Consider the following 19,458-nt stretch of genomic DNA (forward strand, 5'->3'; position numbering starts at 1 on the left):
TTACTGCAATTCGGTCTGCCAATGCCAACTAACCATCACTTTTTATTATGATTAATTTCCATATCATATCCGGCGGCATCGGTAACCGAAAAACTTTGCGATCGCAGCTCTGTTCATCTGTTGTAAAATAAGTTAATTGGAGTTGAATTTATCGCTACAATTGCAGGTGCGGCCATAGCGATCGCACCCTGTAACTGCTGAGTATCTATCCTTTTCTCGGCTTACTTTTTGGTTTCTTTCCTTTCCCCATAAACTTTTTCCTATCCGATAGGAAAATCCCGATCTTTTCGGAACTGACAATTTTCAAATCTTCGCCTTCCCGCTTGACTTTAAAAGACCAAAGTTGCTTGCAAGCTTTACAGCCGAGATTCCCCCATAGTTTCAGTTTGAAAAAGAACGGTTTGCCATCTGGTTGTTTGGGAGCTTGGATAATTTTGACCAAAATCCACTCCTCTGCCTGATTTTGAAATATCACTTCTCCATGTACAGAAAAGTAATCCGGTTCGATAGGATAATCCGGCTTAAGTTCAATACCTTGTTGGAATATTTCCGGCTCCCAAACCCCACATATTTGTACGTGAAGTTTTGGCGATCGTTGATTCTGGGAATCCTCAGACGCAGGGGTAGAAACTTCATTAGCTTCTTTAACTTCATTCGTTGCTTGCTTTATTTCAGCCTCTGTCTGCGGTTGTGTAACTGCTGATTCTGCATCGGATAAATCAGATTTTTCCGGCTGTTTATCGGTTGCTTCCTTTTTTGGTTGTTTGTTAACTTGAGGAGTTCTGGGATAGACAACAAACAGACGCTCTTTTTCTGGGTCGAGTTTGGGTGATTGAATCACTGTTTTTACTTTTCCCAACACTACCGCATCAACGATCGTATTGTCCTCTGTCAACAGAATGCCTTTAAACCATTCTTTGCTATTTTTATTTTCTGTCGAAGCTATATATTTTGCAGAAATCAAACCAATCGCCCTGTGCTGGAATTGGTCATCTTGAGGAGTCCCAACAGGATGAGAGGGAGGAGCTTGTCTTTTTCCCCTTTCATAATACCGCATCTGGCGCAATCTCGCCCTCTCTATTTTGGGATAAATTATTTTCTCTTTTACCTGATTCGATTCCTTCAGTTTCGGCTTGGTTTTTAGCTTAAGCGAAAGTTCGAGTTTTTGCTCTTTCGGCTTTTCCAAAAGTTCGTTCAGAGGCTGATTTATTTCTTGTAACTGCGGTAAGGGTGTAGGGGCTTCCGCATTTGGCGGCTGCGCTTTTTTTAATATATACAAGGGTTGCTGTGGTTTCTTTTCCATCGGTAGGTGCTGATAACTTAAATTACTGTCTAGGCTGAGTGCGTCTTTGAAGGCAACGATTTGGTTGCCAGAGACTCTATCAAGAGTTTCTACCATATTACTTGACGATCGCAATTCCGCACCAGACAGAACCAGGGGCATATAGCCCCGGCTCTTTCGACTAGCGACAGCTGCGATATTTGATGTGATAAACTAAACCACGGTGAGCGAGATCGAAGGAGTCAACGGTGGCCATTCCGGAACCGCTGGCGGTCATCGCCGCATTCACCCGCATATTTACACTATCACCACAGCTCGACCAAACATTAGCCACAGTTGCTAAGCTATCTCGAACGTTATAGTTAGTTTCGCCCCTGAAAGTGCGAGAAAAAACTGGGCCGCGATTACCCGCAAAAAAGTATTCCGCTCGTAAGTTCGCAGTAGTTCCAGGTGCAACATAGCCGCGATAATCAGCATCGTAGAGGGAAATTTGATAGCCTTGAGGTAACTTGATCGGAATGCTCAAATTACAGCTTTTCCTTCTTTCTGCTGCGACATTACCCAGAGCTGTAAACTTGTCGAAGAGAATAGTTAGCTCTTGACCGTCCGGGCTAACGCTCACGCTGGCGGATAGATTCGGGCAACCGTTACCACCATAGCTTGCGCCTAAAATTTGAACTTTGGGACTAGCAAAAGCGGCGCTAGGAAAAGAACTAATTAATGTAGCCGCAGCCAGAAATAGGTTTAAAAACTTCATGGATGTTCTCCTTAAGGAATTAAGTTTGGTGTTAAAGTAGCCCTGAAATAAATCAGCAAAATTTAGGCAATGCGTTTTTAAATTAACGCTTGCAGTCATTTTTTCTCAAGCTGAAAGCTGAGGAAATTTAAGGTGGGGAGCTAAATCGCAATACCTAGCTCAGGGCTTTTCGACTATTGGAATCGCTCGCAAAAGATTGATTGTTTGCTGATACTGTTCTAAGATTCGCGGCGTTTAAATAAAGTTCCGGAAGGTTCGACCATAGTCAGAAACCGGGTTTCTTACAACTATCCTTGAAAGCCCAGGTTTGACGTTGAGAAACCCGGTTTCTTCAGCCGATCTTACAATTTCACTATATGGTTTTTGATTTCAGGAAACACATCTCTCGATATGATGTAGTAATAATCACCATGCTGCCTGTATTTGCGCGATCGACTATCCAGTCGAATCTAGACTACCAGCGTTTTAGCCTCAACTCGGTTAGGATAGTTAGGGTTGCTGCCTGCTAAACGCGGATTTTAATAGATCTACCTAGTCTTAAACAAATGGACTCCTTTGCACAGTCGGAATTGAAGATAGATTATTCACTTGCTCTCGCTACTCTGAAAGAGTCAGATCCGATTTTGGCAAATCTAATCGATCGCGTGGGTGCTTGCGAACTCGATCGCGTACAGTTTCGTGGCGACTTACTGTTTTCCTTATCGCGATCGATCGTTTATCAGCAACTTTCCATCAAAGCAGCCGCAACCATTTTTCGGAGATTTGAACAGCTTTATCCGGATAAACCTTTCCCTAGTGCATTGGATGTGCTTAACACACCAGACGAAGTGTTGCGACAAATAGGTATTTCTCGTCCCAAAATCTCTTATTTGAAAGATTTAGCTCAAAAAATACAGGATGGCTTGCCAACTTTAGCGCAATTGTCCGAGTGCGATGACGAAACTATCATCCAAACTTTAACGCCAGTTAAAGGTATCGGTCGCTGGACAGTGGAAATGTTGTTAATTTTCCGCCTGCATCGGTGGGATGTTTTACCTGTTGATGATTTGGGTATTCGTGCCGGTATTCAGCGCATCTATAACTTCAGCGAACTTCCCAACAAAAAAACTGTCGATCGTGTGGGACAGCCGTGGAAGCCTTATCGCACGATCGCTTCCTGGTATCTATGGCGCAGCGCGGACTTGTTTAGGGGCTAGGGAAGAGCGGGAGAGCGGGGGTCAAACTTACCCCACGCAACATAACTTTGCAAAAGTTCTCGCGCTAGCTGCAAATTGTCGGTATACTGACCAAAGGGGAAAGCGATCGCGATCTTTTGGTTGCTTCGCCTTCAGTTCGTAGTTAACATAATTTTGGCAGACATCCGGCGGATCGCCTTCTACTCGACAGGCTACCGCATCGCCCAGACATTAGCCGATCGGACAAGCTAAACTCTTCTTTTCATGGTTTTGTCATCAGATTTTTGAGTTTAATTTTGATAAGATTATTAATCCCTCTACATTTTTTATAGGTTAGGTTTTTAGATCGATGTCCACTACTGCTAAAGACAAGGTTTCTCCTCGTCCGTTTCTCAAATGGGCTGGCGGTAAAAGTAAGCTGATTGCTCAATATGAGACATTTTTTCCCAAGGAATTTCAGACCTATTACGAACCTTTTTTGGGAGGCGGTGCTGTCTTCTTTTATCTTAAGCAAACTCGACCAGAATTCAAGGCGATTTTAACAGATATTAATGCCGATCTAATTAATACATATATTTGTGTTAGAGATCGTGTTAAGGACTTGATCGCTTGTTTGGAAGAACATCAACAAAGACATAATTCAGATTACTATTACGATTTACGAAATTGCCATACTTTGAAGGGTTTAGAAGCGGCAGCGCGGTTTATTTATCTCAATAAAACTTGTTTTAACGGTCTTTATAGAGTAAACCCTAAAGGTGAATTTAACGTACCTGTCGGTAAATACAAAAATCCTAAAATTTCTAATCCAGATTTACTTTACACAGTATCAGAAGCACTTCAAGGCGTTGAGATTGCAGAAAGAAGTTTTGAGGCTGTTTTAGATTATGCGAAAACTAGCAATGATTTTGTTTATTTTGACCCTCCGTACTATCCTCTCAGCAATACCAGCGAATTTACAGCTTATACTCGCGATGCGTTTAGGAAAGAAGACCAAATCAGGCTAAAAGAAGTGTTTGCCAAACTCGCCAGTCAAGGCGTAAAAGTAATGCTGTCTAATTCTGATTGCGAATTTATTCGAGAATTGTACAAAGATTTTAATATTGAGGATATATTAGCAGCAAGGTATATTAACTCCAATGCGAAGAAAAGGGGCATGATTTCTGAAGTTTTAATAAGCGCTTCAAGAGATAAAGTATTGTTTTAGAGTATATGCGATCGCAGCAAAAAAAGGCGTGTATCTCCCGTTTGCATCTGGTTGCTCAAACGCTTGAAAAAGCAACTGTATTTCTTCGTTTGTCAGCCCTTCGATAGCTAGTAAAATCCCAACAATCGCTTCACGGCGCATCCGCGTCAGCTTTGGAATGTCAAGTCCAAGTTTGTCAATCGTTGTTTCCGCCGCTGCTTGCTTATCTGACTCATCTGTTGGCTCTATATCTCCAGAACCAAGATACCTAAAGAAATCTTGGCAGTTTGGATATAATGGCGAAACCATAAGATGTTCATCGTACCAGTCATATTTTTTATGTCCGCAATGGACAGGTTGAGGTGGTGGTTCTTCACTTTCTCCCTGACAAGAAGCCATCAGATTTGTATAGTCCAGCGCCAAATCTGGATAGATGCTACGCGGTTTGAGATGTTCTATATGGCTGGTTTCTCTAGTAATACGCATTCCGCAATAGCAACAAATATAACCCTGTTCCCGTAGCAAAGCTTGATGCACTACAGGTTTCTGCGGTGCTTGAAAGTTATCATCCCAGCTAGGTTTCCAATCGTCGTTTTCCAGGTTCTTCCAATTAGTAAACTCTTCTGGTTCTTCACCCTTTCTAATGTACTTCATCGATTGAGAATTTCCTTGCGTCGAATTAGTACATCTGCTCTCACGAACTCCGGTTCATCATATCCAATTTCGTCAGCAAGTCGGTGGCGCAATTCCCGTGCGCCATTGAGATTTCCGGCGTCAATAAGTCGAAACAGTTCGCGGAGGCGAACCTTGATTTCCTGTGGACGTTCTGAAACACCCATTAAGTCTTCGAGAATACTATTACTATCTCTGCCAAAAGAACTTTCCGGTCGTTTAGCAACTATACCATCAGGCGTTGCCTCCAAAATGTAGATTCCCTCTGGTTTAACGTGACTAACTACTTGTGGTGAATGGGTGGTAACAATAAATTGGCAGTTGGGAAATGTTCTAGTTAAAGCTGGAATAATTTCTCTTTGCCATTTGGGATGAAGGTGCAATTCTATTTCGTCAATTAAGACAACACCGCTTCCCTCAAGTGGTTTTTCTAAACCTGGGTTGGCAATTGCTAAACGTCTTGCCAAATCTCCTACCATTGCTAGCAAACATTTTTCACCATCAGATAATTGATTGATAATCAATTCTTCACCTTTTTTGGCGACAGTCATTCGTAAGGGAGAACGACGAACGCGCAAGTTTGAAAACCCTGGAATCACTGAATAAATAGCTTGTCTCACTGCTTCTAGTTGGTTGTTTCGATAATCAGGGCGATCTCGTCGGGCTTCATTTTCCAAATCTTCTAAATTTCTAAACCATTGGAAGAAGCTATTAAAACCGATTTGTACACCTTCTAGCGCTTGTTCATAGGCGTCTATTTGCTTAAATGAATAGTTCTCTGAAATTTCTAGAGAAATATCCATAACTGAACGATTGACTGGGTAGTAAATAGCTAAAGCTATGTTAAAGTTAGGCTTTGATTTCCATTCATTACGCAGGTATTGAGTAATTTTATCTAACTTTTCAATATTTGCGGTTGTATCGGTTTTATCTAATATTTTAGCGGTAGTAATAGACCAGTCTAATTCTTCATAACCGAGTGAAAGCTTAATCTCGTTCTCTGTCTGGCTATTTCCATTTTTGATATCTCGAGCGTTAAAGAAACCTCCATTTGCAACTTCTCCTTCCCTGATGCTTTCATACATTACTCTACTATATATACTTGTTCTAGATTTAGGATCGAATTTAATCCGATTTATGAACCATGACAACAAAATCGCCAGACAATCAAGAAGACTCGATTTTCCCACGCCATTGTCACCGATAAATACTGTTGGCTCATCTTTAGCAAACTCCAGGGTCATATCGCTAATTCCCCGGAATGAGTTGATTTTGAGGTGTGTAACTCTCATAGTTTTTTCGGAATTGGTATTATAAGTTTTAATAGCAGAAAGCTGTTGTGTTTAATTAGCGATCGCTAATTCCAAAAATCATCTACATTCAGGCTATCCGCTTCTGACTGTATTTCTTGGAAATAATCGCTTTGGGTAATAGCAGCAACTTCCTGCTGACGTTTTTGTTGGTCGATTTCAATGCGGAGTTCTTGCAATTGGCGTTTGAGTTCTTCTTCTTGGCGCTTGCGCTGAGTGATGTCTTGGATCATACCTTCATAATAAAGCACATTACCGTTGCTATCGCGGACAGCGCGGGTATCCTGCTCCACCCAGACGATACTGCCATCTTTGCGATAAGCTCGATATTCAAAGTCTGTAACTTTGCCGTTCTCTTCCATCTCTTGAAAGAAGTCATTTATCCTCTCAGAGTCAACATAAAGTTGAGTGCCAATGTCGGTAATGGCAGCCATCATTTCTTCGCCGGAGTCGTAGCCATAGATGCGTGCCATTGCGGGATTTAAGCTAATGAAAGAGCCTTGAGCTGTAGCTTGGAAGATCCCTTCTAGTGCGTTTTCAAAGATACTGCGATAATTTTCTTCGGCAATTCGTAAAGCTTCTTCGGCTTCCATGCGATCGGTAACATCAATGCCTACCGATACAGTTGCTCCACCTTGCCGATATTTCTGCGCTGCGACTAAATAATATCGCTTAACTTCATTGACTTCGACATTAATTATAGAGGAGGCGGAAGTTTCATCTGAAGTGATAAAGTTACGCATAAATTCCGCTAACTGGGAGGTGCCTTTGAGAAAGCCGACTTCCTTACCGATAATAGCATCTTGAGGGAGGTTCAAATCTTGAGCCATGTAGCGATTGACGCCCAAGTAGACACCACCTGAATCAAGCCAAGAAATTGAGCCCGGTACAGCATTCAAAATTGCTTCCAACTGATCCCTTGCTTGAGCCAATTCTTTCTCGCGGGCTTTGACAGTTTGCACCATAGTGGTGAAAACTGTTGCCAGTTTGCCTAATTCATCTTTACGTTCGGCTACTTCACTTAAACTCTCAGGTTGAAACTTATCTTGTTCGACCGATACTGCGGCGGCGCTGACTTTATCGACCTGCTGAATATACAAAGCCTGACGCAAGTTTTCGGCTTTGAGCATTTCTTCAGCTTCTTGCCGTTTTAACAAGTTCATATAAGCTTTGGAGTGATATCGGACACGAGCGATCAGCTCCACTCGATCGGGCAATTTCACCAAGTAGTCATTTGCCCCCAACTCAAATGCCTTAGCTTTAATCACCGGGTCCTCTTTACTGGAGAGTACGATCAGGGGAGTATTCACAGTTATGGCATCTCTAGAACGTAGGAAGCGTACTACTGTCAACCCGTCCATATCGGGCATCACTAAGTCTTGTAAAATGACGGTTGGGTTGCACTCCTTAGCTGCTTTAAAAGCTTGAGTTGGGTCGCCGCAGTAATGAAAGACAATATCTTTTTCTGGCGCTAACATTCGGCGAATAGCTTCACCGATGATTGCCTGGTCGTCGATAAGTAGAACTGTAATTTTATCGTCCATAAATAACTATCAATTTTGAAGTCTAGCCTGAAAATAGGGAACGGTAACTACAAAAACAGGGGGGATAACTAACGGTAATAAGTTAATCGGTCAATTAGGCTGGAAGCGATCGCCTCCGGAGGTAATATTTCTACTGCCGCGTTTAATTCGGCTGCTGCTTTCGGCATTCCGTAAACAACGCAGCTATCTTTATTTTGAGCGATCGTATGCCATCCTTTCGATCGCAACAAACACAAACCTTCTGCCCCATCTCTTCCCATACCCGTCAGTAACACAGCAGTTGCTTTACGCTGCCAATGTTCCGCCAAGCTCTCAAAAAAGACATCTACCGATGGACGGTAAGGATAATCCTGCGGCTCCTTGGTATAAGAGAGAGTTAAATTTGATGTTAAAATCATATGATCGTTTGTGCCGGCAACGATGACTTTGCCTGCTTCCAGGCGATCGCCTCTGGATGCCAGCATAACCGGTAAAGCACTTTGCTGATTTAGCCATTCGACTAAACCGGAAGAAAACTGAACGTCTACGTGCTGGACTATTGCCACAGCTGCGTTGAGAGAAGCCGGTAAGCGAGAAAGGATGGTTGCCAGCACCTTTGGGCCTCCGGTAGAAGAACCGATCGCTACCAAGGGAGGAAAATTCGTTCTGATATTGAGAGAATTAGTTTTATTTCTGGAAATGGGAGTGGACTTTCCGATCAATTTTTTGATTGTGGCAATCTTGCTGAGCAAAGGCTGAGACCCTTCGGCAGTTCCGCTCATTCCCAACACAGGCGTTTTGACTGCATCTAAGGCTCCATGTCCCATCGCTTCAAAAACTTTCCCAGAATTTTTCCCCACACTAGCAGTTACTACTAAAATCGCGCAGGGAGAATTTTTCATAATCTGGCTAGTTGCTTCTACCCCATCCATGACTGGCATAATTAAATCCATCAATACCAAGTCTGGGGTATCCTTGGCGCACTTAGCCACTGCTTCCGCACCATCGCGAGCTACCCACACTACCTCATATTCGGGAACTGCGAGCAAAACTCGTCGAATTGCCTCTACGGCCATTATCATATCATTAACAATTGCTATTTTCATCAGCGAGCGGTGATTATTTATTAAGGTTATGTTAAAGCCAGTAGTGATAGTAACGCAGAAAATATTTTGCGATAGCGGGAAATCGATCGATAACGGTACGCTATTTTTTCCCACTATCCCACAATGCCAACCGTTTATTTGAGACCGTGGGTTGCTTTTTGTAAGGATATGGCAGCACCGTTCAAGCGCTCAATTACTCCTTTGAGTTCGCGCACAGAAGAAGTAGTTTCCCCAGATGCTTGGCTTAACTGGCTCATCGACTCACTAATTTGTCCGGCAGTTTCTGACTGAGCTTCCATCCCTTCGCTCACCATTTGAAAACGGGGTGTCAAGCTCTGCACTTTCTCGATAATATCTACGATTTGGGTGCTGATATTGCGGACATCTTGGACGCCGCTAACCATTTCTTTGGTGAACTTATCCATTTCCATTACACCACTTGCAAAACAAAATCCAAATTAAGGTTCGCCAATCAAATCTATGACTGCTTTGAAGAAGCTATCATCCTGGAAACTACTCTTGGTTAAGTAATAATCCGCCCCAGCTTCCAATCCTTGAATTCGGTGTTCTTCCTTGTCTCTGTAGGAAACAATAATCACGGGAATTGAATTCAACTTCGGATGATTTTTGATCTGGCCGACAAATTCAATTCCATTCATGCGCGGCATATCAATGTCGCTCACAACTAAGTCATAGTGATTGGTGCGAACTGCATTCCAACCATCCATACCATCGACTGCAACTTCAACCATATAACCTTTGTTTTCCAAGAGCTTTCGTTCCATTTCCCGCACGGTAATCGAGTCATCAACTACCAAGATACGCTTCTTCTTTTCTATCAATTTGCCATCACCATCATCATCGCTGACCTGCTGCAATTCTTCGTCTTTAGTGTTGAGCAGGTTATCAATGGAGCGCACCAAGTCTATTACATCCACAATTAAAATCGGAGAACCATCTCCCATGAGGGCGGCGGCACCGATATCTTGGACTTTGCCCAGGCGGGGATCTAAAGGTCGGACTACTAAGTCGCGTTCGCCCAAGAATTTATCTACCACCATGCCAAAACGGTTTGATTGATCGCCAATTACCACAACTGGTAGCGCATCTGACTTGAATGAAGATGGCGGCAATTCCAAAACTTGATAGGCAGCTATCAGTCCGATATTTTCCCCATTGAGGGTGAAATATTGGCGATTTTCCGCCACGGCTATTTCCGATTTATCCAGCATCACCAGCTGTTCGATCCGCGCTAGGGGAAAAGCGTAAGGTTCGCCGGATATTTCTACTAATAAAGTGCGAATAACGGACAGAGTGAGGGGCAATTGGAAGTAAAAATTCATCCCTTTTCCGGGTACGGAACTTGCCCGCACGGTGCCGCCGACTTCGTGGGCCATGCTCTTGGCGATATCCAAACCAACACCGCGTCCGGAAATTTCCGTGACTTGAGCGGCAGTGGAAAACCCTGGCAAAAAGATAAATTCTAACAACTCGCTTTCGGTAAACTTAGCTGCCATCTCAGGGCTAGCCAGCTTCTTTCTGACGATTTTTTCGCGTAATTGCTCCAGGTTCATTCCCCTACCATCATCAGAAATGGTGACGGCTAACATTCCGCTGCGGTGGGTGGCTTCCAGTTTGATGGTTCCTTCTGGGGATTTGCCGACTGCGATGCGATCGTCAGGCATTTCCAGACCGTGATCGAGAGCATTCCGTAAAATGTGGGTGAGAGGAGCTTCCAATTTTTTGAGAATATCTCGATCGACTGGTGTAGCTTTGCCGACGATTTCAAAGTTAACTTGTTTGCCCAGTTTTCTGGCGAGATCCCGCATCATCCGAGGAAAGCTTTGCACGCCGTCCGCAAAGGGACGCATATGGGAGGCAATTACTTCCCTGTAGAGGCGATCGCTCAAGTTAGCCGTGCGACCGGCATATAATTCTAGGGTGTGGATGCGCTCCAACAGAATTTCCCGACATTCCCGCTCTTTATCGCGAGCCGCTTTCAGAATATTTTCGGTTTGTCGATCGACGTGGCTTTTTCCGCAAGCTTCCTGTAAATTTTCGAGAACTTTAGATAATTCCTGTTGCCGTTTTTTGAGCATCATCAAAGAATCGGCATAAGGCTGTAACCAACTCGCCTCAATCAGAGTTTCACCCGCTAACCCCATGATCCGATTGAGGTTTTCTGCGCTTACCATCACCACCCGATCTTTGTTTGAGTCTTTGGTGGGTATTGGCGCTGCTTTTGACTCTTTGGCAGGCCCAATAGATGTGGGGGGGCTCTTCACGATTTGTTTGGCAGCGCTAGTTTCCTTTGCAGAGGCAGTTTGGGCAACTAAGGCGGCTGATTGTATTTGTTGCTCTTGTTGTGCAGAAGCGTCTGTCTGGGTTTCGGTTTTGGCGTCTATAGGGGCGGTTTGCTCTTGTGCTGTTACCTTTCCCGTATCCGATTGCCCATTTGCAGGCTCTGCTTTTTTGCGCGGAACTGGTGCAGATCCAGGGGTCAGGATAGCGCTAATTTCTTGTCTTGTCGTTTCAATTTCTTGGCGATTTTCTTTTAGCCAAATGCCCAACTCTGCTGGCTCCATCTGGCTAATATTTTGGATCAGATCGACGCCTCGCAACAGGATATCAATACTATCTGCGGCCAGGGTAATAGTTTGTTTCTGTGCCTCCACAAAGCAGTCTTCCATGACATGAGCCAGGTTAACCGCAGCATCGATCGCAACAATGCGAGCAGCTCCTTTAATCGAATGGGCAGCTCGCATCAGCGCTTCCAATTCTCTCAAAGAATCCGGTTGGCTTTCTAGGGCTAGCAAACCATCATTTAATATCTTTGTTTGTGCGTCTACTTCCAAACGAAATAATTCCAGCATCGAGCTATTGCCAATACTGGGAACTTCTTCCATTTCGGGAGCAGCTGGTGCTTCGGGAGGCTCAGGGGGAATGGAGGACTGCGGGACTGGAGGAGTAGGGGAAACAGGGGGCGGGGGGGTGGAGGAAGAAGGAGAGGGAGAAGGAGGAGGGGAGAGGGAAGAGGAGGAATTTTGACTTTTGACTTTTGACTTTTGACTTTCCCGTTCTCCCGTTCTCTCCTTCTTTTCGGCTCCCGGCGTCAGAATGGCAGCAATTTCTGCCCTTGTCGCTGCAATTTCCGATTCATTTTCCTGTAAGAAACCCTCTAAACCTCCGTTTTCCACGCTGCTAATATTTGCGAGCATATCGACGCCGCGCAGCAGTACGTCGATGTCATCCGGAGTCAAAGTAATGCGTTGGCTTTGCGCGGCGACGAAGCAGTCTTCCATGATGTGCGCCAGGTTAACGGCGGCATCAATTTCGACAATGCGAGCTGCTCCTTTAATCGAATGAGCAGCCCGCATTAAAGCTTCCAGTTCTTTTGCAGAGGAGGGTTGGTTTTCTAGCGCCAACAAATTTTCGTTTAATATTGCTGCCTGGGCTTCCACTTCCATCCGGAACAAATCCAGCATGGAGTAACCGCTTATATCTGTCACGTTATCCTCCTGTTTATGTTGTAAAACAGCAATTCATCATCCAAATAACTAACTTTTTTGTTTTGCCAATTTATCACCGCTTTGGTATAAGATTCATTGGATTGAGTTATGACTGCTGGTGCGGGGCGAAATTGATGGGGGTGAAAGCGTTGAATGCTGGAAACTTCATCGACGCTAAAAACCCAACGTTCCTCATTTTTTTCAACTACTACCATCCGTTCTTGGACAACGGGATTTGATTTAGAATTTTTGCTTTTTTCTGGTATTTCTAAACCCAAGAGGTTGCTGAGGGAAATGCACATGAGAATTTCGCCTCGAATGTTCACAATACCCAGTAATATTTTGTTGGTGCGGTGCGGTATGGTGTGGATGACGCTGGGAGGCGTAACTTCTTTAAATAAGTTAGCTGGCAGAGCTAGCCATTCTACGCCCAAGCGAAAGATGATGACTGCTTGAGTTTTAGTATTTTCGCTTTGAGATGACCCTTCTGGAAGCTGAGTTTGAGCAAATAAATTTGTCCATTCATCAATGTAGCCTTCTGGTGCATCTCGTTCCAGCAAGCCGCGCCCCGCAGCGGAATAAACCGGGCAGTTGCGGCAGTGAATGTAGGTTTTGAGTTCCTTACAGGAGCGATCGCCGCCTACACCGATTTTATTCCAGCAGTCGTTTAAAATTGTTTGTGTGATTGTAATACGTTTTTCCACTTTATGCCTCTCAATTTTTCAACTCCTTTTAACCGAAAATTTTTCCTTTTTACGAGCGGAAATTTTAGAAGCTCTATCCTGGTTTGTTTTTATTAAAACATTTTTTCCTCTCTGCTTCTAGAGCGGGCTCAATTACTCCCAAAAGCAGCCATTTGCAGTCTTAATCTTTGGGCTGCCTCATCTAACTGACTGAGCGCCGAGTTAGTTTCGCGGAGTCCGCTAGATGTTTGCTCGGATGCTTCGGTTAATTGTGACATTGCTTCTCTAATTTGTGCAGATCCTTCTGATTGTTCTTCCATGCTTTGACTGACACTTTCAAATCGCGGGATCAATCCCTGTACTTGCTCAATTACCACTGCCATTTGGTCGCCTATTTGCCCTACTTTTTCTACGCTATCAGTCACGGATTTATTGTATTTATCCATTTCCATGACGCCTGTAGCCACTGCATTTTGCATTTCTTTGACCATTTGTTCGATTTCCAAAGTAGCGACGGCTGTTTGGTCTGCCAGTCGGCGAATTTCTCTAGCTACTACAGCAAAACCGGCTCCGTATTCTCCGGCTTTTTCGGCTTCAATTGCCGCGTTTAAGGAAAGTAAGTTGGTTTGGTCTGCTACTTTAGTGATGGTGGTGACAACTTTGTTGATGTTGTTCGCTTTTTCGCTCATTACGCCCAGTTTATTGGCGATCGAAGACGTGGCTGATGCCAACTGCCCCATGACGCTTTCCATTTGTGAAAGGTCTTTTTGACTGTTGCCAGCAGCTTGGGCAGTAGATTGCGCCAAAAATGCGACTTGTTCCATTGTTTTTACCAATTTTCTGGCAGTGTTGGCAATTTGTTGCGCGGTCGCTGACGCTTCTTTTGTAGCAGCAACTTGCTCGGCTACCGTGGCTTCTAATTCTTTGCCGGAAGCGGCGATTTGGGTAGTCGAAGTTGTAATTTGAATGCCGGATCTTTTTACCTCGCCGATCGCTTTATTTATAACTTTGACACTTCCTATAATGACAAAACCAAAAAATATTGATGTTGCCAAACCAAGCATTATTCCAACGATCGCCCAAAAAGTCGTAACCCTCATATCTGATTCAGCCTTTTGTAAGGCATTGTTCGCTAAACCTTGGTTATAATTCAATAGTTTTTGCATTTGATTTGTAGCTTCCGCAACATATGGTCGGTGGATCTTAGATATATAATCATCCATCTTTCGTACTAATTGAAAAGCCGCTACTGTTCGAGTATATTCCGGTGTATTTATTTTGCCTTGGTTGGCCAATTCAAGGAGTGTTTTTGCAGGGGACGGGATATTGTACTGTCTAAATTCTTCATTCATCTTGATTAACTGGTTCATACTATTTTTCCACTGCTGCCACGCCGGGGTTATAGCTATGTATATTTTGTTCTCTTCGGGATCGCGAGGGAGTTTTTCATACTCTGCAAATCCTTCATCGACCTGAGCGAGAGCATCTTGTAATTTTTTTAATTCTTGCTGTTTTTGTGTCCCCGAATTGCTGGGAATTGATTGAGCGAAAAAGGCCGCTTCAGCGGCAGTTTGGCCTTGATTCACTTTCCCTAAGTTAAAGATGGAAGGAAAAGCATTCTTGCCAATAGTATCAATGTGCGACCCGAGTCTATTGTTGCTTAACAAACCAATGGTTCCCACAACCAACACAATTAAGGTTAAAAAAATAAAGGCCGATATGAGAGTATTTTGCAAACTAAGCTTTTTCATGATTTTGGTTTTCCGAGCGGATTACTTCTAGAACGATGAGTGGGAGTTTAGTAAATAGCGACTGGAATTTAATTAGTGATTACTTAGGCAGTCGCTATTTTTAATTTGTTCTTAAGAGAGAATTAGCTATTTCTTCGTTACCCTCTTACCTCAATAGATATTTTACACCCAATCGGCGTCAAAAACTCCCTTTTTTTATTTGGTGGAGCCTTGAGACAAAACTCTTACCAGCTATAGACTTTAGGTACTCAGAACTGAGTATTAAGCTACTTTAAAGCGACGTATTTCGGCTTGCAATCCTTGAGCGGCGTCGTCCAACTGGGAGACGGCACTGTTAGTCTCGCGTAAAGCATCCGATGTTTGCTGGGAAGCTTGCGTTAATTGTTCCATTGCCTCGCTGATTTGTTGGGCTCCTTGGGATTGTTCTTCCATGCTTTGGCTGACTTCTTCAAATCGCGGTGTCAGTCCCTGCACTTGCTGAATTACCAGGGCAATTTGCTCGCCAATAGTCACCACTTTTTCGACGCTATCGTTAACAGCTTTGTTGAATTTATCCATTTCCATCACGCCTGTGGAAACGGCAGATTGCATTTCTTTAACCATTTGTTCGATTTCCAAAGTAGCGACGGCTGTTTGGTCTGCCAGTCGGCGAATTTCTCTGGCTACTACCGCAAAACCGGCTCCGTATTCCCCTGCTTTTTCCGCTTCAATAGCGGCATTGAGGGATAGCAAGTTGGTTTGGTCTGCTACTTTGGTAATCGTTGTAACGACGTTGTTAATATTGTTGGCTTTTTCATTCATGATCCCCAGTTTGCTGGAGATGGAAGTGGTGGCTTCTGCCAACTGACGCATAACGTTTTCCATTGAGGAAAGGTCTTTTTGGCTACCACCTGCGGAAACGGCGGTGGATTGAGCTAAAGTGGCTACTTGTTCCATTGTGCGAGACAGTTTCCGGCTGGTGGCGGAAATTTCTTGCGCTGTGGCTGCTACTTCTTTGGTCGAGGCGGCTTGCTCTGCTACAGTTGCTTCTAATTCTTTGCCAGAGGCGGCTATTTGTGTGGTTGATGTTGTGACTTGAATGCCGGATCTTTGGACTTGGGTGATGAAGGAACTGAGATTTTTGATCATGTTTCGGAAGGCATTTTGCAGCCTGCCGATTTCATCGTTGCTTTCGGCAGATGGTACGGAAGTGCTGAGATCCCCGGCGGCAATTCGTTCGGCAACAGTTACCACTCCGGCGATCTTGGCTCCCATTGGTTTGGCGATCGTATTGCTGAAGTAAAAGCCGAATAGAACTGCGATCGCTGTTCCGACGAGCATTGCCGTTATTGACCAAAACGTTGTACCGGCAACATCTTTTTGAGCTGTGCTTCTTGCCCCATCCGCCAAGTGTTGGTTGTAATCTAAAAGTTTGAGCAGTTGCGCTGTTCCTTCGTTGAAGGCAGGTCGTTCGACATCGGTTATATACTGGTAAACTTTTCTTTGTGCCTCAGCTGCTGCTTGGGCTCGCGCATATTCTGGCGTGTCTCTTTTACCCGCCAGGAGCAAGTCAACCCGCTCTTGTCCTGGAAATTGGATATCGTATCTTCTAAATTCGTCGTTGAGTTCGATCGCTTGGTCGATCGTCGTCCTCCACTTATCCAAAGATGGCTTTGCAGATCTGTATAAACTATCTTCTTCTGGGTCGCGCTTAAGTTTGTCATAGTTTTCCAGCCCTTCCTTGTAGCGAACGAGCGCATCTTGCAGATTTTTTAATTCTTCTTGTTTTTTCTGCGGAGAGATGGTAGGAACAAATTGTGCTAAAAGCGCTGCATCAGCCGCGCTATGTGCCTCATTCACTTTCCACAAACTGAAGACAGAAGGAAAAGCATTTTCGCCGATAGCATTGATGTGTCCGCTGAGCCTGTAGGTGCCGAACAGACCGATCAGCCCCACAATCAATACAATGCCACCGATAACAAGAAATCCGGAAATGAGTTTTCCTTCTATGCCTTTGTTTTTGGACAAAATCGCATCTTGCACAAACATGGTAATCCCCTTGTGGTTTCAGATCGATTGCTTTGGAAAAAAGTAAAATTTCCCAATTAGGGATGATCGATAGTATATTACAGCGTTCGCATTTAGCCCAAATTTTGAGAATTTTCTAATCTTTTAATGCGTTGTTTTATTAGGGCTGCACCAGCGAAATCGCCGCGATTTTGTTTGAGCAAAGCCAGATGGGTAAGCGCTTCGTAGCAATCTGGTTGCAAGTACAGCGCTTTTTGGAAGTGTTGCTCTGCTTGTCGATCGTCTCCTGTTGCCTGATAAACTTCCCCCAATAATAGGTAAGCTTCGGCACTGGTAGGATTTTTACCTAGAAACGTTTTACCTGCGCTAGCTGCTTCTTCTAATTTTCCCGCATCTGCTAACTTTCGGGCGATTTGAAGCTCCGGTATCGGTGATGGCGGTTGAGATATTGGTGACTGGAGGCTACCGATTTTGGATTTAATTAGTTCCGTTGACAAAGGGTTTGTCTTGGAATTGGCTGGCGATAGCAATCCTTCCCTTGTTTCTCCCACCCTTTGCGTTCGGGAGAAAGCTTGTTTGAGCGAGTCTAGCTGAGGCTGTTCGAGCTTGCCGTCTCGTTGTACAACTTTGGTAGTAAAGGTAGGTTTTGTAAGGAAAGATAGGTTCTGTTTGGGAGCGACTGATGGCAAAGTAAGATTTTTACCGGACTGTTCGGTTTTGCGGTAGGCAAATGTAAACGGTTGACGAACAGAGACAAAACGATCCCCCGGTACTTTTCCACTTTCGGCAGCACCCACAAATATTAAACCGTTCGGTATTAACAGGCAATCTAACCCTTCCATTAACTGAGTAGATGCCAACTCGGATAAATAAATCAACAAATTGCGACAAAATATTACATCATATTTGTTCCCCTTCAAAAAAACAGGTTCTAATAAATTTCCGTGCATAAAATTAACGGTTTGGCGAACCGTCGCACCGATTTGAAATCCTTCTCCGCTTGGCTGAAAGTATCGTTCTTTTTGGGGAAGCTCTCCGCCGCGAAAAGAGTTTTTGCCATAAATACCTTCTGCTGCTTTGTGTAAGGCTTTTTTACTGATGTCAACGGCATCAATGCGAAATTTGTGAGGTAACAGTCCCGCATTCATTAATGCTATCGCTATTGAGTAAGGCTCTTCCCCAGTAGAACAGGGAGCGCTTAACAGGCGCAGGGTGCTGTTTTTGTGCTTTGGTAACCATTCTGAAATTACATAATTTACTAACAACTCAAATGGTTTGCGATCCCGAAAAAACCAAGTTTCTGGAACAACTATATTTTCTATTAGTTCTTCCAGTTCTTGAGGTGTAGTTTGCAATTTTCTCAGATAGGATTGCGAGTCTGTTAAACCGCAATAAAGCCTCCGCGTTTCTACCGCTTTGGCAATTTTTTGCGAGCCAATGATGTTAGGCTCAAAACCGATTTTTTTTGCCAGTAAAGCCTCAATTTCTTGTATCATTGGTGGAATTATTCCCTGCCGTTAATAGGTATTTATGTTGGGAATCAGAAAACAACTTTTCTAATCGGATACATTGGATCATTCCCTTGTCATCCATGATCATTTCTCCTAAATAAGGAGCTTCGTTGACTTGAATTCCCGCATCTACTAGGTCTGTATCTGGTTTATCCAAAGTTTCGGTCACTCGTTCTGCCATCAAACCTAAGTAACGGATGGTGTTATTCTTTACGGGGTAATTCACCATCACAATCCGAGTACTCAAGTAGGAACGACTGGGAGTACCTTGAATTAAATGGCACAGATCGATAACGGGTACGATCGCACCTCGATAATTAAATAATCCTGCCACATAGTCAGGTACGTGATTTATCTTTCTGAGTGACACTCTGGGAATCACCTCTACTACCTGAGAACTCTCTACTGCATAAAGGTTATTCCCGGCGTAAAAAAGTAGCATTAACATTAGTTTATTCCTAAAAATCAACTTCTATTAATTTAAGTTTGCTTAACCTGCACTTACTAGGTATTGACGTAAGCGCAAATTTGTTTAATTTCCGTTGTACGTATAAATAAATTTTTTCAGTCATAAGCCGATCTGTACCAGAAAAAAAATTTATTGTCAATCAATACTAGGGTATATCTTAGGGCAAAAAAGCGTAAATGTCCACCCTTAAGAGAATTTACTTAATAGGGGAATTAAGCTGTAAACTTTGCTGACAGGATAAATATTTACACGAAACTATACCGCCAAGAAGGTAGGAAAGGTAGGAATTTTATGGAAATCTGCCCTTAATCGAAATAAAATATCGAGCGCAGGTATAGTACAGCTACTGTAAATCTATTTGGGATGTAGAGTTTCGGATTTGGGGTCGCTCTTGTAGGCGAGCAAGCTCGACAAATCTAATTTTTGAATTATTAATATATAAAATTTATGCGATTAATAAGTATTAATGAAAAAATCAAAATGGGAATTTTACAACCATAAACAGGCGCAAAAAAAG

General features: G+C 43.6%; 15 protein-coding genes. 2 read left to right on the forward strand and 13 right to left on the reverse strand.

Going from position 1 to position 19,458, the window contains the following annotated elements; genetic code table 11:
- Positions 1-205 precede the first annotated feature (205 nt).
- Positions 206-1,444, reverse strand: coding sequence for a hypothetical protein (locus H6G03_RS15215; protein WP_190465216.1), 1,239 nt, complete (start codon positions 1,442-1,444; stop codon positions 206-208).
- 19 nt (positions 1,445-1,463) lie between these two features.
- Positions 1,464-2,039, reverse strand: coding sequence for a DUF4360 domain-containing protein (locus tag H6G03_RS15220; RefSeq protein ID WP_190465217.1), 576 nt, complete (start codon positions 2,037-2,039; stop codon positions 1,464-1,466).
- A 545-nt stretch (positions 2,040-2,584) separates the two neighbouring features.
- Between H6G03_RS15220 and H6G03_RS15225 the strand changes: the two genes are divergently transcribed.
- Positions 2,585-3,235 (forward strand): DNA-3-methyladenine glycosylase family protein, encoded by a 651-nt coding sequence (locus H6G03_RS15225; protein WP_199315306.1) that lies wholly within the window; start codon positions 2,585-2,587, stop codon positions 3,233-3,235.
- A 328-nt stretch (positions 3,236-3,563) separates the two neighbouring features.
- Positions 3,564-4,421 carry a DNA adenine methylase gene (locus tag H6G03_RS15230; protein WP_190465218.1) on the forward strand — a complete coding sequence of 286 codons (858 nt, stop codon included), beginning with the start codon at positions 3,564-3,566 and terminating at the stop codon, positions 4,419-4,421.
- Here the strand turns inward: H6G03_RS15230 and H6G03_RS15235 are convergent.
- The 11 genes from H6G03_RS15235 to H6G03_RS15290 form a co-directional block, all read right to left on the reverse strand.
- Complete coding sequence (locus H6G03_RS15235) at positions 4,398-5,054, reverse strand: retron system putative HNH endonuclease (RefSeq protein ID WP_190465219.1); 657 nt, start codon at positions 5,052-5,054, stop codon at positions 4,398-4,400. The two genes, H6G03_RS15230 and H6G03_RS15235, sit on opposite strands and share 24 nt — an antisense overlap.
- Complete coding sequence (locus H6G03_RS15240) at positions 5,051-6,364, reverse strand: AAA family ATPase (protein ID WP_190465220.1); 1,314 nt, start codon at positions 6,362-6,364, stop codon at positions 5,051-5,053. The genes H6G03_RS15235 and H6G03_RS15240 overlap by 4 nt, the downstream gene beginning before the upstream one ends.
- A 65-nt stretch (positions 6,365-6,429) precedes the next feature.
- Complete coding sequence (locus H6G03_RS38060; RefSeq protein WP_242056832.1) at positions 6,430-7,926, reverse strand: PAS domain S-box protein; 1,497 nt, start codon at positions 7,924-7,926, stop codon at positions 6,430-6,432.
- Positions 7,927-7,994: 68 nt separating this feature from the next.
- Positions 7,995-9,011 carry a chemotaxis response regulator protein-glutamate methylesterase gene (gene cheB, locus H6G03_RS15255; protein WP_190465221.1) on the reverse strand — a complete coding sequence of 339 codons (1,017 nt, stop codon included), beginning with the start codon at positions 9,009-9,011 and terminating at the stop codon, positions 7,995-7,997.
- Positions 9,012-9,145: 134 nt separating this feature from the next.
- Positions 9,146-9,436 (reverse strand): methyl-accepting chemotaxis protein, encoded by a 291-nt coding sequence (locus H6G03_RS15260; protein ID WP_190465222.1) that lies wholly within the window; start codon positions 9,434-9,436, stop codon positions 9,146-9,148.
- Positions 9,437-9,469: 33 nt separating this feature from the next.
- Positions 9,470-12,496 (reverse strand): response regulator, encoded by a 3,027-nt coding sequence (locus tag H6G03_RS15265; RefSeq protein WP_190465259.1) that lies wholly within the window; start codon positions 12,494-12,496, stop codon positions 9,470-9,472.
- 20 nt (positions 12,497-12,516) lie between these two features.
- On the reverse strand, positions 12,517-13,224 hold the full coding sequence (locus H6G03_RS15270; RefSeq protein ID WP_322111914.1) for a chemotaxis protein CheW: 708 nt from the start codon (positions 13,222-13,224) through the stop codon (positions 12,517-12,519).
- Positions 13,225-13,352: 128 nt separating this feature from the next.
- Entirely contained in the window at positions 13,353-14,954 is a 1,602-nt protein-coding gene (locus H6G03_RS15275) for a HAMP domain-containing methyl-accepting chemotaxis protein (RefSeq protein WP_190465223.1), read from the reverse strand.
- A gap of 261 nt (positions 14,955-15,215) precedes the next feature.
- Entirely contained in the window at positions 15,216-16,982 is a 1,767-nt protein-coding gene (locus H6G03_RS15280) for a methyl-accepting chemotaxis protein (RefSeq protein ID WP_190465224.1), read from the reverse strand.
- Positions 16,983-17,074: 92 nt separating this feature from the next.
- Positions 17,075-18,457 carry a CheR family methyltransferase gene (locus H6G03_RS15285; protein WP_190465225.1) on the reverse strand — a complete coding sequence of 461 codons (1,383 nt, stop codon included), beginning with the start codon at positions 18,455-18,457 and terminating at the stop codon, positions 17,075-17,077.
- A complete protein-coding gene (locus H6G03_RS15290) occupies positions 18,441-18,920 on the reverse strand; it encodes a chemotaxis protein CheW (protein ID WP_190465226.1) in 480 nt (159 codons plus the stop codon). Before H6G03_RS15290 ends, H6G03_RS15285 begins: the two co-directional genes overlap by 17 nt.
- Positions 18,921-19,458 lie beyond the last annotated feature (538 nt).

The sequence above is a fragment of the Aerosakkonema funiforme FACHB-1375 genome, assembly GCF_014696265.1.
GTDB lineage: Bacteria > Cyanobacteriota > Cyanobacteriia > Cyanobacteriales > Aerosakkonemataceae > Aerosakkonema > Aerosakkonema funiforme_A.